We start from the raw sequence: 15,012 nt of genomic DNA on the forward strand, positions 1-15,012 counted from the left end.
GAGCGTAAAGCGCGGTAATCACGTGTGAATTCATGCAGCAGACTATCTGTAACCGGAACCTGATCGTCTTTGACGGTGAATGTGTCCTTTGTTCGGGATTCTTCCGTTTCATGCTGCGCCATGACAGGCACAGGCATTTCCGCTTTGCAACTGCGCAGTCCCCGTTAGGACGGCGCCTGTACACCCGCCTCGGTTTGCCGACGAGAGATTTTGAGACCAATCTGGTTATCGTTGATGGGACCGTTCACCAAAGACTGGACGCCTTTGCGGCTGCGATGCAGGCCTTGCCAGGGGCTTGGAAGGCGCTGTCACTGTGCCGATTTCTACCAGAATCTGTGAGAGATCCGCTCTACCGTCTCATTGCGCGCAACAGGTACCGGATATTCGGGCGATATGAGACATGCCTTGTCCCCGACAGCGCGCTCATGTCCCGGTTCGAACCAGATGGATACTGATAACCTGGCAGATCCATTCCTGCGCGCCTTACCGCAATCGGAGACGCTGCCTAAGGCCGTGAAGGACCTGCACAGCCAGCCCTGTCGATATTCCGGACGATGCTCAATAGTCCGGGGCAGAGGCATCCTCACTGCTTTGGCATTGCGGATCGGAGGGTTCCCTCCGTCAGCAGATGACGTGCCTGTGATTGTGACCGTCCTGAAGGACAAACAACAGTGGGCTTGGACGCGTGAATTCGCGGGCCATCAGACCCGCTCGCGCCTGCGGTGCGATCCGGGTGCTGGTTTGGTGCGTGAAGATATCGGTGGCCTGACAATATGGATGCGACCAGCCCTGTCAGAAGGCAAATTGTCCGTTGAAATAGAGGGTCTTAAACTACTCGGGGTTCCGTGTCCCCGATTTCTGCTGCCACGTTCATCCTCTGTTGAATGGCAGGACGAACATGGTCGGTTTCGGTTCGATATTTCGGCCGAACTGCCAGGTTGGGGGCATCTAATCCGCTATCAGGGATGGTTAACGCGCGATCACGTATTTCAGCACGGGACCTGACTTGATTGTGAGACGTTCTGTCTGGTGGCATGTGGCAAACTAGTTATGCGACAGAGCGAAATAGGAAAGGTATTGGCAATGAAACAGATTCTCTTTTGCGCTATTGCAGCTGTGCTTACGCTGAGCGTTCCTGGTACGGCGACTGCGGCCCGCAACGGGTATCAGACCGAAGCGATCAACAGCACAGATTTCGAAGTCATTCCACGATCTCGCCGCGATACTGACGGGTATTGGTGTGCGGCTGCGGATTTTGCCCGCCGTAATCTGGGTGCGGGCTGGCAGCAAAGAATCTACGTGCTGCGCGGCTATGGTCCCAGTGTGACGACAGGGCGTCGAACGGCCGTTCAGTTTTCGTTGAAAATGCCGGCAAATGTGGCACAGCAAGGCAGTATCACAGCAGGCTTCCAGCCCGGTTACAGCATGTCGGTGCAGGGCGCAAATGGGCGGTGCAACGTTCGCCGGTCCTTCAACTAAGCTATAGGAATAAGGACGGGTGCAAACCGAATTCACGATCCGGACACAGGGCGCAGGGCTGTATGAATTCACCGGCCTTGTGCGGCCGTGGCTGCGCCCTGCCACGGACGGGCTGCTAACGCTTTTTGTGCGTCACACTTCTTGTTCATTGTTGGTCCAGGAAAATGCCGATCCAGAGGTCCAGACTGACCTGCAGGCATTTTTCGACCGACTAGTCCCTCCGTCCAATCACCCTGCAATGTCCTATTTGCGTCATACTTATGAGGGGCCGGATGACATGCCGGCTCATATCAAAGCAGCTATGATGCCAGTGTCTTTGTCGATCCCGGTCACGGGCGGTCAACCGGTTCTGGGCACATGGCAGGGGATTTACCTGTTCGAACATCGCAATGCGCCGCACGCGCGAAAGGTCGCTGCGCATTTCGCCTGACCCCTTTATCTTGCGTTTCAAATTTCCGACTACCCAAACTATAGCGGGTGCCCTATAGTTGTGGATAAGTAAGCCGAAGTGCTTACAACAAGAGGCGGAACTAGGGACGAGGAGACGGCGGATGCGCTGCCCGTTTTGCGGAAATATCGACACTCAGGTCAAGGATTCACGTCCGGCAGAGGATCACGTCGCGATCCGCAGGCGGCGGTTCTGTCCGGCCTGCGGTGGCAGGTTTACCACCTACGAACGGGTACAATTGCGCGACCTTGTCGTGATCAAAACCAACGGAAAACGTGAAGATTTCGACCGGGACAAACTGGAACGCTCGATCCGGATTTCGATGCAGAAAAGGCCCATAGAACCGGATCGGATTGATCAGATGATCTCGGGGATCGTGCGGCGTTTGGAAAGCATGGGCGAAACGGATATCCCGTCTAACAAAATCGGTGAAATCGTAATGGAAGCGCTGGCCCGGATCGATACCGTGGCCTATGTTCGGTTCGCGAGTGTCTACAAAAACTTCCAGGCGGCCGATGATTTCGAGGAGTTCGTCCACGAGTTGCGCCCGCCGCAGCCCACAACGGACGAGTGAGCGAAACAGATAAGCGATACATGGCGCTGGCCCTGTCACTGGGGCGGCGCGGACAGGGGGTGTGCTGGCCCAACCCGTCCGTCGGGTGTGTCATCGTGCGCGATGGCCGCATCATAGGTCGCGGCTGGACGCAGGCGGGCGGGCGCCCTCACGCGGAAACTGAGGCTTTGGCACAGGCAGGTTCTGCCGCATGGGGAGCAACGGCCTATGTGTCGCTGGAGCCTTGTGCCCACCACGGCAAAACGCCGCCTTGCGCGCAAGCTTTGATTAATGCGGGTGTCGTAAGAGTGGTTTCGGCCATCGAAGACAGCGATCCGCGTGTGGCTGGGCAGGGCTTTGCCATGTTAAACGACGCAGGGATCGAGGTCACAACTGGCGTGCTAGCCGATCAGGCTGCCCGGGATCATGCCGGGTTTTTCCTTAAAACAGAACAGGGCCGTCCCTTTGTAACCTTGAAGCTTGCCAGCAGTTTCGACGGGCGGATCGCGACGGAAACCGGCCACAGCAAGTGGATCACCGGGCCTGAAGCTCGACGCGCTGTTCACGCAATGCGTGCGCGTCATGACGCAGTGATGGTTGGAGCCGGGACCGCAAGGGCAGATGATCCGTCACTGACCGTGCGGGATATTGGTGTAACGCAGCAGCCCGTGCGGGTTGTCGTGTCGCGCCACCTTGAATTGCCGTTGATGGGACAGCTTGCCCGGACGGCGTCGGATATTCCTGTGTGGCTGTGCCACGGTCCGCACCCGGATGCCGAACGAGCCCGTGCATGGGAGGGGCTGGGTGCTCGATTGGTGCCCTGTGCATTGCAGGATCATCACATAGATCCTGCCGATCTGTTGCACCAGTTGGGGCAGGCCGGGCTGACGCGAGTGTTCTGTGAAGGCGGATCAGCCCTGGCTGCGTCACTGCTGGCCGAGGACCTGGTGGATGAGCTGGTCGGCTTTACCGCGGGGCTGGCTATCGGTGCCGAAGGTTTGCCGGCGGTCGGTGCGCTGGGTCTTGAGAAACTGGACAATGCACCCCGGTTTGATCTTATCGAAACTCAGAATGTTGGGGGTGATATTCTGCATCGGTGGGCGCGAGCCACGCGCTAGCGCCATAAATGTGAATGGCTCGCCAGAGCGCCCTGCAACTTGGATAGCAATCTGGTCAGGGCGCCGGTCGGTACCGAATACCCTTGGGCCAAACGATCAACGATCACCTCGACCGGACAGAGTTGCCCTGTGACTGGATCCAGATAGCGGGGATAGTCGATCAAAGTCGCATGAACCAATCCCATCAACGATGGCCGGGCGCCGCGTCTGGCCGGAACTGCACCCAGATCGGTCGTCAGCCCCCATCCGGCATAAAAAGGTGCCCCGAGAGTGGTCACCGGCACGCGACGGAGCAGGGCTTCAAACCCCAGTAGCGATGTCATGGTCCAGACCGCATTCACCTGCGTCAGCAAAGCCGCCGGGTCAGTCTCTCTGACGACGACATCGGCCAGATCGGCCGCGCCGATCCCGCCATCCCGCAAACCGGCTTCCACATCCGGGTGTGGTTTGTAGATCAGTATTGCGTCCGGGTTCGCGTCACGTGTCGCGCGCAGAAGGTCAAGGTTGGTCCGTACGTCACTGGTGCCAGTCAAGATCGACGCGTCATCTTCAACCTGTCCCGGAACAAGAATGCGGTGCCCTTTGGGCAGGGCAGGTGTTGCGCCACCTGTATTGTATTTACTCAGACCCTGCGCCAGCAAATCAGCGACCAAGCGTTCGGCGCGGCGCTGCTGGTCGGGGCGCAGGTTTTCCCGGGCGGCGATCAGGTCTTCCAGCCGGCTTGGTCGGGTGGGGTCGTAATAGATCCCCAAATCATCCGCCACCAACGACATTGGCGGTATTAACTGAGCGCCAAGCCCCCGCGACCGCAGAAAACCGTCCTCGATCCGAACGGCGTCATGCGTATCCTTGGCCCGGCTGGCCCAGACCATGTGCGGCTGTGTTGCGGGCGCTGGTGGCTCGGCTGTGAACCGAACCTTTCGGTACTGCCCGAACATTCGCTGAAGATGCGGTCTTTTCCACAGGCGCATTCCAGAGGCAGTCCAACCTTTGTGGTCCTCGCGCCATGCGCGGGTCTGCGCTTCGAACGTGTCCAGCACTGTTTCGAATTCGCACAGCTGATCGCGGTAAGGATCGTACCAAGTGGGATAAAGGATCATCGCAGCCGCGAAAAGCTGCGCGCGCGTCAGGTTGCGCTGACGGCGGGCGAGCGGGGTTTCATCCTGCGTGAGTCCCCAGCCTGCATAGAATGGCTGCCCAAAGACCCGAGGTTTGTGGCCTGCCAAAATGGCCTCAAACCCCAGCTGCGAGGACAGGGTGTAGACGCCGATCGCCCCCTCAAGAAGGGGCCAGGGGCTGATAGGGGTGTCCAAAACCGATACCCGAGCGTTCAGGTCCTGATCAGAATAATACCCGCCGCGGTGACCGGCCAACGTTTCGGGGTGAGACTTGATTACGATCCGTGCACCTGGGTTTTCCTCCTGCGCGATAAACAGCATCTCAAGGAAACGCGCACGGTTACCTCCGCTTGCAGTCACGGCGGCATCGTCCTGCGTTTGATCCACAACCAACACATAGCCGGGATCGGGGGCCGGCAGATCCAGATCAAAAGCAGAGTACTTACTCAGGTGCAGTTCACGCAGTCGCTCGATCCCACCGCGTGCGCGGTCCAATAACACCGTGTTGTCCAATGGATGTGTGGCCAGTAAACGCTCCAGATCAGAGGACGCAGACGGGTCGAAATGCACGCCTGTCTGGTCCAGCAACAGACCCATTGGGGCTTCTCCACTGCGCCCAGGGTGCAGTGACCTGAGGAATGCATCTTCGACGCGCAGTACGGGTACATCCCGTTTTTTGGCAATACCAAGCCCGCGATGCGCGGTTGGGCTATTGCCCCAGACGCCAACTTTGTCGTCCGGCTGAGGCAGGCCAAGACGGATGTCGTACCCGGCCAGAGCAAGAATGCGTCGAACCCGTCGCTGCGTCAGAAATCCGCCATTGTAAACGAAAAGCCGGGAACGTCTGTCCCCGGCTATAGCTTCCTGTTCAGGAAACACGCGTCAACCGCCCGTCAAAGTCGCCACATTCGCAAACGGGGTTAGTCCGCCCGCGATCAGAGAGACCGACTTGGACCACTGCGCATAAGGTGCCTCAGTAACATAGATTGTATCGTCATCGCGGATAACGAAATCACGGGCGATGAAAAGACCATTGGGCGCGGTCAGGTTCAACAAATAGATCACGCGTTGGTCACCCTGAAGGTTCGGCTGCCCCATAACGTTGCGGGCGATGTCCTGACGCTCTTTGCGCAGAACAAAGATACCGGTTGGGTCCGAGGACAGCGACTGCAGGCCACCCACCTGCGCCAAGGCCTCAAGCGCCGACAGATCCTGACTTTCGAACGCTACACGGGATTGCCCGCCCGTAGCCCCTAGCGCGATGTAAGACCGACTGTCTTCTTCTACCAGAATTCGATCTCCACCTCGCAGTGCGATGTCGGTCTCCGGTTTCCGGAACAAGTCTTCGTACCAGATCGTTCCCTTTTTTCCGTTACGGATCACGGTGACCAGCGCAATGTCCGTGGCAACAGACACGCCACCAGCATTGGCCAGCATGCCAGAAAGAGTGCGCGTTGGCTGTTCGATTGGGTAAATGCCTGGGCCACCAATGGTTCCCGTCAGCGACACAGAAGACCCGTTGCCCGCCACCCGGCGTACCTGAACCTGCGGGTCGGGGGTTTGTTCTTCCAGTTTCTTGGAAATCTGGTTGCGCAATTGCTCGGGCGTATTGCCCGCCGCGCGAAGGCGACCGGCGTAGGGGACAAAGATATAGCCCTCGCTGTCGACCTGCACTTCATCCAGTGAAGTGGCACCGCCGGTTTCGCTGGTCAGTAGGCCGTCGTCCACGTTTTCCCAGATCGTGAGCCCAAGAACATCCCCAGGCCTCACTGTATCTGCTGTTACGCTCTGTGCGTTTCGAAAGGATTGAGAGAACCCATAATGCGGTATTGCTGAAGTCGCCTGCGCCACGCGATCATCTACTTCCACTACAAACGCGTTGCCACCGTTTTCGGTAGATCCGGACAGAATTTCAGATTTGTTCGGTCCGGATTTTGGAAGCTGGCACGCCGTCAACAGGCCACAAACAACCACAAGGGACGCTGCCCGTACCCATTGGTTTCGAGATCGCTGCACTGCCGATTTCCCTCAGTCGTCTTTGTTGTGTTTTATTGTTTCGCGTAGGTTACTCGTTTCGCCACACAACTTCCAGCCACAGGTGGCATGCTCTAGCTTACGATTTTCAACTGTGGCGTCATGGTCGCGTTGCCGGCGAGAATGGCTTGGTACGGATCTTGCGACCGCAGCATCATGTCCACTGCCCGTCGCAGCAATTGCCGTCGTCCGCGCCTGGAATAAAACCCGCCGGGAACCTGACTGGTGCTTAGCAAAAAGCGGCGATACTTTTGATAGGCATCGTTGTCCGGTGGGGTAGGGGCCGCAAAAAACGACTCGACTGGCTGTTTTGATACGAACTCGGGCTTGTTGTAGACGGATCGGCCAAAGCTGCGCAAAGGAATACCGCGCCATAAGACCTGTTGGCCGGCTGTCGAGTTAATCGTAACGGCCGAGCTGGCCTGATCCAGCAAACGTGCCAGTTTCCCACCAGGTACATAGTGAATGCGATCTTTGATCCCGTGGGCCCTGGCTGCCTCGCGAACCCTTTTTCGCAAGGGCTCACGATGGTTTTCCAGCGGATGTTCTTTGATCACGAGGCGATGATGCGCCGGAGCGCCGCGTGCAAATCCGGCGATAATTTGTTCGACGAACTCGGCCATGGTGGAATAATCCGAATGCTCCTGGACCGAGCTGTCATGGCCCAATTGCAACAACACGAGGTGATATGGAAACCCGCTTTGGCAAACGCGCGCTGTAGCCCAGCCGCGTTGCAGACGATGAAAGGGCATCAGGGACAAACGCTTGAAGTATAACCTGAATTCTTTTGAGACAGGCAAATCCCTATGGCGTCGAAAATTGCGATAGCGGCCATTCCTGAACAGAACGAACCAGTGATACAGAGCTCCGTAAAAGATGTGTTCTCGCATGTCGCCCCAATGTGAAGGCGGTGGTGGTGTCGGTTCGTCCGAATGCGCCATTGCCTCATTGATCTGACCGACGCTCAGGTCTGTCAGGAGGGAGTTGCCGTTGGATCCGTTGCGTTCATAGGTGACCCACCAAGGGCGCAGGTATCCTTCCTCGAATACATGAATGGTAACGCCTATGCGTTGGGCGACTTCAACGGCACGGGCATGTATAGGACGTGTGTCACCATAGAGCGCGATATCCGTTACCCCATGGGCGTCTATCAGATCGTTAAGGGTGTCTGACCATTCCTCTAGGCGACCGCGGAACGGGATATAGCTGCTTCGATCAGACCAGAAAGCCTGATCGCCGGCGTTGAACCCGACCCGCAACACGGTCGCGCCCGAAGCCCGTAACATTCGACCTAGGGCGCTGAAAAACGGGCCGTGCGGTCCCTGAAGAAACAGAAAAACGCGCGCATCTGGTACGGTTTCAAATGGTGGCATGGGGGCTGCTCAAATCTTGTTTATTCCCGAAACTATGCCTGTTTGCGCCATTCCGGGCAAGGCGGGGCTTGCCCGAACGGTCGCTTGGGCTTACCTCGGCTCTGAAACCTAGACGCAAGAGGGTTAATAGAATGTTTACAGGGATCGTTACCGATGTCGGCACCATTGCCGAGCTGGATCAGCAAGGTGATCTGCGCGCGCGGATCACAACCAGCTACGACACGGCAGGCATCGACATCGGCGCGTCTATTGCCAGTGATGGAGTTTGCCTGACCGTCATCGCGTTGGGCGACGATTGGTATGACGTGCAAATCAGCGCCGAGACGGTCTCGAAAACCAATCTCGATGTTTGGAAGGTCGGCAAGCGGGTCAACCTGGAGCGGGCGCTTAAAGTTGGCGACGAATTGGGCGGTCATATCGTTTCGGGGCACGTAGATGGTGTTGCCGAAGTTGTCGCGGTCGAAGACGAGGGAGACAGCACGCGGGTCACGCTACGCGCACCGCAGGATCTGGCACGATTCATCGCCCCCAAAGGGTCTGTTGCGTTGAACGGCACCTCGCTGACGGTCAATGATGTGAATGGTCGCGACTTTGGGATCAACTTTATCCCGCACACCAAAGAGGTCACAACCTGGGGAGAGGTTGCGGAAGGTGATCGGGTGAACCTGGAAATTGACACGTTGGCCCGATATGTGGCGCGTTTGGCCGAAGCCTCTTGACCTCAGGTGGAAGGGCCAAACAGCAATGTCAGCTTTTTGGCCAGCCACCACAGAAAGAGCGCCAGGGCGGTTGATACATAACCATCAACTGCATAGTGCCAGGCCAGATGTACCGATCCAAGCATGATTATGGCCGCAAAAGCGGTCAGCGCCCAGCCCAGCCAGCGGTAATAACTGAATCCGTAAAGGGCCAGCAGGACGCTGCATGCGACATGCATACTTGGCATGGCTGAAATCCCGCGAACAGGGCCGTCGTTGAAATGCCCATCCAGCAGCAATTGATGCCATTCCAGCGCCCATACGGGGCTGACCTCGTGGGATTTGTGGAGCAGTTCCACAAGTGGAACAAAAGTGTCTCCGAACCCGAAAATCTTGTAGTAAACCGGGCCGACCGAAGCGAAAACTGTAGCCAACAGGTTTCCTCCGACAGACCAGCACAATGTAAAAGCCACCAGATATGCCATGCTGCGGTTCGGATCACGACGATCAATGCAGGCGAGACATACCGACATAAAGATCAGAAGGAACCAGACATTGTAGGCCAGGTTGATGAAGGTCGTCACATAGGGTGATCCAAGAACAGGCCAAAGCAGTGTCCACGGGTCATTTCCACCGTGCAGAAACCGGTCCAACTGCGCGAAAATCGGATCCCAGGAATACGGGTTTATGGATGGAATTTCGTCCTTGAGGTAGGAGAATGTGACGATCAAAAGAACGATGCTCAGGTAACCGGCGATCGCATCAGATACGTGTTTCCGATTTGCCAGGATCGCGCGAGCATCTGCCATCATCCAATGAATCGGTTTTGCCGGTTTGGCGATAAAGATTGCAACGGCGAGCCGCCACAGCAGAAAATTAGAAACTATGAGCATAAAGAGTAAGCGCGCAGCCCGCCAGATTTTGGGAGAGACCTCTGCCCAGAACGACATGCCAAGATACAGACTAACCGCGATACCTGCCAAAAGATGAAGGCCCACGACAACAAGCAACAGTCTGTTTCGCCATAGAACTCCAGGCACTCCATAACTGGATGCTGGCAGGTCGGTAGAATTAAACACTGTCAAATTCCTGGAAACGTTTTCTCCTTATCCTAATGGAATGTTTCAGGGATCGGGCGGCCCAAAGGCTGAATTGCGGCGTTTTGTGGGCAAATTCCCGGGCATTGCCGATTGCATTCAACAATGCGTTCTGGCCAAACGTTTCGCAACAGGTCTAGAGGGCGCCTAATATCAACCCAATGGCGGCGGCCAGATACGTTCCTTCCTTCAGGCTTCCGTTCAGGTTGGAATGTTGCAATCCGGATATTCCCTGTCGCAAGCGGGCTGGTCTTTGCGGGCGTGGTGGTCTATCCCGCCTTGCAAACATGCTCTTGTGAAAGGCTGCCCCATGAGCTTTGAAACCCCCGGACCGGTCGAGGCCGAGCTGCGCGATGCGATCAGCCCGATCGAGGACATCATCGAAGAGGCGCGCAAAGGCCGGATGTATATTCTGGTCGATCACGAAGACCGTGAGAATGAGGGCGATCTGGTGATCGCAGCAGAATTCGCCGACGCGGATGCAATCAATTTCATGGCGACTCACGGTCGCGGTTTGATCTGCCTGCCGATGACCGCCGAACGGATCGACAATCTGGGCCTTCCGATGATGGCGGTGAACAACTCGTCGCGCCATGAAACCGCGTTTACGGTTTCCATCGAAGCACGCGAGGGTGTCAGCACCGGTATCTCGGCGGCTGATAGGGCACTGACAGTAGCGACTGCGATCAACGAACAAAACACAATGGCGCATATCGCGACACCTGGCCATGTTTTCCCGCTGCGGGCCAAGCGAGGTGGGGTGCTGGTACGCGCGGGCCATACAGAGGCGGCGGTCGATATCTCTCGGCTGGCGGGACTGAACCCCTCGGGCGTGATCTGTGAAATCATGAAGGCTGACGGCACCATGGCGCGCTTGCCGGATTTGGTCGAAATCGCCAAAGAACACGGCATGAAGATCGGCACGATCAGCGACTTGATCTCGTACCGCTCTCGTAACGACAATCTGGTGGTCGAGACCTCGCGCGAGGTTGTGAGTTCGGAATATGGTGGCGAATGGGAGATGCGGATTTTCACAGACCAAACCCACGGGATCGAACATGTGGTTATGATCAAAGGCGATATCACCACGCCCGAACCTGTCCTTACCCGAACCCATGCCCTGCACGAAGCACCTGATATTCTGGGCCTTGGCCCTAAATCCCCGCAGGAACTGCCCCGCGCGATGGAGAAGATCGCCGAAGAGGGGCGCGGCGTGGTCTGCCTGTTCCGCCAGCCCCGAAACTCTCTCTACGCGGCCGAGGATGAAGGCCCGCGGACGATCAAACAAACCGGTCTTGGCGCGCAGATCCTGTCCAAGATGGGTGTTCAGGAACTGGTGCTACTGACCGACGCACCGGAAACGGTATATCTTGGGCTCGACGCCTTTGGCCTGTCCATCGTCGGAACCCGTTCCATTCTCAAGGATGACTGATCGTGGCTGAACAAGACAAACATGGCGTCCTGCCCACGCCGACATTCGATAAACCGGTGAAACTGCTGATCGTTGTGGCACCGTTCTATCGCACCATCGCCGACAATCTGGTAGCGGGTGCAAAAGCCGAGATCGAAGCAGCGGGCGGAACCTGCGAAGTGGTCGAAGTTCCCGGCGCGCTGGAGATCCCTACCGCCATCGCTATGGCTGACCGCCAGTGCAATTTCGACGGTTATGTCGCGCTGGGCTGCGTGATCCGGGGCGAGACTACGCACTATGAAACCGTCTGCAATGATTCCAGCCGGGCAATTCAGCTCATGGGGCTTCAGGGCCTGTGCATCGGCAATGGCATCCTGACTGTGGAAAATGACGATCAGGCAGAAGTCCGCGCCAATCCTGAAAAGATGAATAAAGGAGGCGGCGCGGCCGCTGCGGCCTTGCATCTGATCGCACTCAGCCGTAAGTGGGGCGCTTCGAAAAAGGGCGTCGGTTTCAAGCCGCCGTCCGAGTCCATCCTTGTGGCGGGCGACAGCAACGGATCCACAACCGCATGACTAAGACAGACGCGCCGAAACCGGCCAACCAGAAACGCCTGATGAAATCCGCCGCCCGGCTTTACGCCGTGCAGGCGCTGTTTCAGATGGAACAGTCGGGCCAGACGACCGAGCAGGTCGTGAACGAGTTTCTGGATCACCGGTTTGGCGCCGTCTACGAAGGCGAAGAAATGCTGGACGGTGACCTCTCGGTCTTCCGTAAGCTTGTCGATGATGCGGTGAATTATCAGGCTCCGATCGACCAGATGACCGACCGGGCTCTGGTCGCCAAATGGCCAATCTCGCGCATCGATCCTACCCTGCGCGCGGTATTCCGTGCGGCCGGGGCTGAACTGACCCAAGGCGACACACCACCCAAAGTCGTGATCACCGAATTTGTCGACGTGGCCCGTGCCTTTTTCCCGGAAGGGAAAGAGCCTAAGTTCGTCAACGCCGTGCTGGATCACATGGCGCGCGAGGCCAAGCCCGAGGCGTTCTGACGCCTTTACCCGGATTAGATATGCGCTAAGCTGAATGTCATCGCGCAAGGAGGTCCACCATGCCCAAACTGATCCGTCTTTATATCACTCAGGTTGCATGGGGCTTTGTCATCTCGGCGGTCTTTGTCGGCGTGCTACTGGCGCTCAATGTTGCGAATCTGCGCTATCTGATCACCGGCTCGGACATCGGGTTTATTGCGCTGTTGATGATCTGGTTCATGAACGGGATTGTTTTTGCCGGGGTGCAGTTCGCCTATGCGATCATGAGCATGGCTGAAAAACCGCGAGGTCCGCGCCGGGGAACACCGGTGGTCCACAGCTTTGAACCCGCTCTGGCAAAGCAGGAAGCCCGCGCAGGGCGCTGAACTTCAAGAAAAAATGTGGCGGGACCGCCAGTCAACCGTGCGGTTTGATTCCCGAGGACCTGTATGTACAGGTGGGCGCCAGGTAATCAGGCCAGGACCTGAACAGAGCCAGCCCCCTCGGAATTGCTTAAGGCCACCAGAATGCTACCATTCACAAGAAGGGCAGAACCCGCCACGCGCCTAAGTAGGGCGTGAAGCGGGTTCGCACAAGGGGTTATGCATCAACAGTTTCGTGCAGAGCAGTGCGCATCTTGCCAAAATGCTCGTCCCAGCCGTTGTCCAGAGCAAGGATCAGGCCAAAAGCCTCGGCGCCCTGTGGCAGGCCTTCGTGCAGCAAGCCAAGCCGAGTGCCGCCCGCAACCGGCTCCAGTGTCCATTTGACCACGCTGACAGCATCGCCCATGGGTTTCACAGTAAAGGTATATTCAAGATACTCAGGCCGCCGCGCCGCGCGAACCTCACCCCAGATCAACAGGTCTCCGCTGGTGGTTCCGAACATTTCAAGCTTTTGACCATTCGCCAACCGGCGTTCGGGCTTGTGGAACCACTCAGCCAATCGGTCGGGTTCGGTTAGGTAGTCCCAAACCGTCTCAGGGTCCGCGCGCAAGAAGATTGTCTTTTGCAATACAGCGTCAGTCATTTCTTTTCCTTTCAATTGCGTCTTTCAGATTGGCAAGGCGGTCATCCCAGAACCGGTCGAAGTATTTGAGCCAGTCCAGAACGGGCGCCATTCCCGCTGGTTCCAGTCGGTTGATGCGTTCGCGGCCCTTGGCCTCGATCTTGATCAGGCCGCCATCCGACAGAACTGTCAGGTGTTTCTTGACCGCTGCACGGGTCATGTCGAATTGGTTGGTCAGCTGGGCGATGGTCATGTCCTGACCGGCCAGAATGCGAACGATGTCGCGCCGCGTCGGATCGGCGAGGGCGCGAAATGCGTATTGAGTTTGTTGATCCATGAGGTTTCTCATATGCAATACCATTCGGTATCATTTAAATAGAATACCAAATGGTATCATGTCAAGTGCGCAGGTGGCCTTGATTTTTGTTCACTAATTGTTCACATTTTCAATCATGACTTTGGAGCTGCAACCCGGACAGAAGCTTGCGCGCGGTGTTTCACGACATCTTGCGTCGCATGGTTATGTTTCAATTGAGGAATTCGTGCCGGCGCGGGGGCTGCGGGTGGATGTGATGGGGCTGGGGCCGAAGGGGGAGATCTGGGTGATCGAATGCAAATCCAGCCGCGCTGACTATCAGTCGGATTCGAAATGGCAGGGCTATCTGGAATGGTGTGATCGGTTTTTCTGGGCCGTGGATACGGAGTTTCCGACCGACCTGCTGCCACCCGAAACCGGCTTGATCATCGCCGACGCTTATGATGCCGAGATTCTACGTATAGGACCGGAAGCCAAACTGGCCCCAGCGCGACGCAAGAAGATGATTCAGAAATTTGCCGTGGATGCTGCTCGCAGATTGCAGGCTCTGCGAGACCCGCGGGTTTAGGCGTTCAGCCTTTGACCGCGCGCGCAGCCTGTGCCGCGGCGCGAATCTCATCAGCGATTTCCTCAGCCTCTTCGGGATCGAAGTCCATTGGAATCTCGATGCCGGTGCCTTCGATGAAAAGACGCACCATCCCCTGATCTGTCGGGCCGATCTGCAGGTTTGCTTCGATGTCGCGTTCGGTATTGATGCCCATATGCGCCTCCGGGGACTGAGCGTTTGTGCTAACGCGCAGTGGGTTGAGAATCAAGCGGCCTATGCGCTCAAATAGGGTATGGACGACATCATAATCAGACGGTTCCGGGCGGATGATGCGCCTTGGCTGGTCGAGCGTCACGGAACGCTCTACGCCTGCGACGAAGGGTTCGACGACAGTTTCGCCACATTGGTGGCACGTATTCTCGAAGAATTCGTTGCCAATCATGACCCGAGCCGAGAGCAGGGCTGGATCGCCGAAAGGTCCGGAATCCGGCTGGGGAGCATCTTTTGCGTATCTCAGACCGATCAGACCGCCAAACTTAGGTTGTTTCTGTTAGAGCCGCAGGCGCGCGGGCAGGGGTTGGGGAAACGTCTGCTGACGACATGCATGGCGTTCGCGCGTGAATCTGGATACCATGATATGGTCTTGTGGACGCACGAAAGCCACGCGGCAGCCTGCGCGCTTTATCGAGCGTTCGGATGGCAGTTAATCGACAGCAAACCTGTGCATTCATTTGGGGTCGATCTGGTCGAACAAAGCTGGAGAATTCGGCTTTAATCCTCTT

20 protein-coding genes are annotated in these 15,012 nt (G+C 57.1%); 13 read left to right on the top strand and 7 right to left on the bottom strand.

Features of this window, described 5'->3' with window-relative positions; genetic code table 11:
• The first annotated feature begins 32 nt into the window (after nt 1-32).
• The 6 genes from AC2TDA_RS03120 to ribD all read left to right on the top strand — a co-directional run bounded on the left by AC2TDA_RS03120 (nt 33) and on the right by ribD (nt 3,598).
• The gene (locus tag AC2TDA_RS03120) at nt 33-455 is read left to right on the top strand and encodes a thiol-disulfide oxidoreductase DCC family protein (RefSeq protein ID WP_480896845.1); all 423 of its coding nucleotides are present in this window, start codon (nt 33-35) and stop codon (nt 453-455) included.
• On the top strand, nt 445-1,005 hold the full coding sequence (locus tag AC2TDA_RS03125) for a DUF4166 domain-containing protein (RefSeq protein ID WP_480878794.1): 561 nt from the start codon (nt 445-447) through the stop codon (nt 1,003-1,005). Before AC2TDA_RS03120 ends, AC2TDA_RS03125 begins: the two co-directional genes overlap by 11 nt.
• A 78-nt stretch (nt 1,006-1,083) precedes the next feature.
• Entirely contained in the window at nt 1,084-1,479 is a 396-nt protein-coding gene (locus AC2TDA_RS03130; RefSeq protein ID WP_480846625.1) for a hypothetical protein, read from the top strand.
• Between the two features lie 19 nt (nt 1,480-1,498).
• Nucleotides 1,499-1,909 (top strand): secondary thiamine-phosphate synthase enzyme YjbQ, encoded by a 411-nt coding sequence (locus tag AC2TDA_RS03135; protein ID WP_480846627.1) that lies wholly within the window; start codon nt 1,499-1,501, stop codon nt 1,907-1,909.
• A gap of 121 nt (nt 1,910-2,030) precedes the next feature.
• The gene (gene nrdR, locus AC2TDA_RS03140; RefSeq protein ID WP_480469369.1) at nt 2,031-2,501 is read left to right on the top strand and encodes a transcriptional regulator NrdR; all 471 of its coding nucleotides are present in this window, start codon (nt 2,031-2,033) and stop codon (nt 2,499-2,501) included.
• On the top strand, nt 2,498-3,598 hold the full coding sequence (gene ribD / locus AC2TDA_RS03145; protein ID WP_480878795.1) for a bifunctional diaminohydroxyphosphoribosylaminopyrimidine deaminase/5-amino-6-(5-phosphoribosylamino)uracil reductase RibD: 1,101 nt from the start codon (nt 2,498-2,500) through the stop codon (nt 3,596-3,598). The genes nrdR and ribD overlap by 4 nt, the downstream gene beginning before the upstream one ends.
• On the opposite strand, the gene AC2TDA_RS03150 is transcribed toward ribD, so the two are convergent.
• The 3 genes from AC2TDA_RS03150 to AC2TDA_RS03160 form a co-directional block, all read right to left on the bottom strand.
• A complete protein-coding gene (locus tag AC2TDA_RS03150) occupies nt 3,595-5,595 on the bottom strand; it encodes a capsular polysaccharide biosynthesis protein (protein ID WP_480878796.1) in 2,001 nt (666 codons plus the stop codon). The genes ribD and AC2TDA_RS03150 overlap by 4 nt on opposite strands.
• Nucleotides 5,596-5,598: 3 nt before the next feature.
• Nucleotides 5,599-6,732, bottom strand: a complete 1,134-nt coding sequence (locus AC2TDA_RS03155; protein ID WP_480846630.1) for a polysaccharide biosynthesis/export family protein — start codon at nt 6,730-6,732, stop codon at nt 5,599-5,601.
• A 92-nt stretch (nt 6,733-6,824) separates the two neighbouring features.
• Nucleotides 6,825-8,123, bottom strand: a complete 1,299-nt coding sequence (locus AC2TDA_RS03160; protein WP_480878797.1) for a capsule biosynthesis protein — start codon at nt 8,121-8,123, stop codon at nt 6,825-6,827.
• A gap of 131 nt (nt 8,124-8,254) precedes the next feature.
• On the opposite strand from AC2TDA_RS03160, the gene AC2TDA_RS03165 reads away from it, so the two are divergent.
• Nucleotides 8,255-8,842, top strand: a complete 588-nt coding sequence (locus tag AC2TDA_RS03165; protein ID WP_480878798.1) for a riboflavin synthase — start codon at nt 8,255-8,257, stop codon at nt 8,840-8,842.
• Between the two features lie 2 nt (nt 8,843-8,844).
• Here the strand turns inward: AC2TDA_RS03165 and AC2TDA_RS03170 are convergent, their stop codons facing one another.
• On the bottom strand, nt 8,845-9,900 hold the full coding sequence (locus AC2TDA_RS03170) for a phosphatase PAP2 family protein (protein WP_480878799.1): 1,056 nt from the start codon (nt 9,898-9,900) through the stop codon (nt 8,845-8,847).
• A 328-nt stretch (nt 9,901-10,228) separates the two neighbouring features.
• Here AC2TDA_RS03170 and ribB point away from each other — a divergent pair, with 328 nt between their 5' ends.
• The 4 genes from ribB to AC2TDA_RS03190 are packed head-to-tail and all read left to right on the top strand — an operon-like array spanning nt 10,229 to nt 12,748.
• Complete coding sequence (ribB, locus tag AC2TDA_RS03175) at nt 10,229-11,350, top strand: 3,4-dihydroxy-2-butanone-4-phosphate synthase (RefSeq protein ID WP_480878800.1); 1,122 nt, start codon at nt 10,229-10,231, stop codon at nt 11,348-11,350.
• A 2-nt stretch (nt 11,351-11,352) separates the two neighbouring features.
• On the top strand, nt 11,353-11,904 hold the full coding sequence (locus AC2TDA_RS03180) for a 6,7-dimethyl-8-ribityllumazine synthase (protein ID WP_480846638.1): 552 nt from the start codon (nt 11,353-11,355) through the stop codon (nt 11,902-11,904).
• Complete coding sequence (nusB, locus tag AC2TDA_RS03185) at nt 11,901-12,383, top strand: transcription antitermination factor NusB (protein WP_480846639.1); 483 nt, start codon at nt 11,901-11,903, stop codon at nt 12,381-12,383. Before AC2TDA_RS03180 ends, nusB begins: the two co-directional genes overlap by 4 nt.
• 59 nt (nt 12,384-12,442) lie before the next feature.
• A complete protein-coding gene (locus tag AC2TDA_RS03190; RefSeq protein ID WP_480878801.1) occupies nt 12,443-12,748 on the top strand; it encodes a hypothetical protein in 306 nt (101 codons plus the stop codon).
• 214 nt (nt 12,749-12,962) lie between these two features.
• On the opposite strand, the gene AC2TDA_RS03195 is transcribed toward AC2TDA_RS03190, so the two are convergent.
• Together AC2TDA_RS03195 and AC2TDA_RS03200 are read right to left on the bottom strand one after the other, a co-directional pair.
• Nucleotides 12,963-13,388 carry an SRPBCC family protein gene (locus tag AC2TDA_RS03195; protein WP_480846641.1) on the bottom strand — a complete coding sequence of 142 codons (426 nt, stop codon included), beginning with the start codon at nt 13,386-13,388 and terminating at the stop codon, nt 12,963-12,965.
• A complete protein-coding gene (locus tag AC2TDA_RS03200; RefSeq protein ID WP_480878802.1) occupies nt 13,381-13,704 on the bottom strand; it encodes an ArsR/SmtB family transcription factor in 324 nt (107 codons plus the stop codon). The genes AC2TDA_RS03195 and AC2TDA_RS03200 overlap by 8 nt, the downstream gene beginning before the upstream one ends.
• Before the next feature lie 115 nt (nt 13,705-13,819).
• Here AC2TDA_RS03200 and AC2TDA_RS03205 point away from each other — a divergent pair, with 115 nt between their 5' ends.
• Nucleotides 13,820-14,251 carry an MmcB family DNA repair protein gene (locus AC2TDA_RS03205; RefSeq protein ID WP_480846966.1) on the top strand — a complete coding sequence of 144 codons (432 nt, stop codon included), beginning with the start codon at nt 13,820-13,822 and terminating at the stop codon, nt 14,249-14,251.
• 4 nt (nt 14,252-14,255) lie between these two features.
• On the opposite strand, the gene AC2TDA_RS03210 is transcribed toward AC2TDA_RS03205, so the two are convergent.
• Nucleotides 14,256-14,444, bottom strand: a complete 189-nt coding sequence (locus tag AC2TDA_RS03210) for a DUF6324 family protein (protein WP_480846643.1) — start codon at nt 14,442-14,444, stop codon at nt 14,256-14,258.
• 78 nt (nt 14,445-14,522) lie between these two features.
• Here AC2TDA_RS03210 and AC2TDA_RS03215 point away from each other — a divergent pair, with 78 nt between their 5' ends.
• Nucleotides 14,523-15,005, top strand: a complete 483-nt coding sequence (locus AC2TDA_RS03215) for an N-acetyltransferase family protein (RefSeq protein WP_480878803.1) — start codon at nt 14,523-14,525, stop codon at nt 15,003-15,005.
• Nucleotides 15,006-15,012: the final 7 nt, after the last annotated feature.

This window comes from Ruegeria sp. HKCCD6426 (assembly GCF_057221115.1).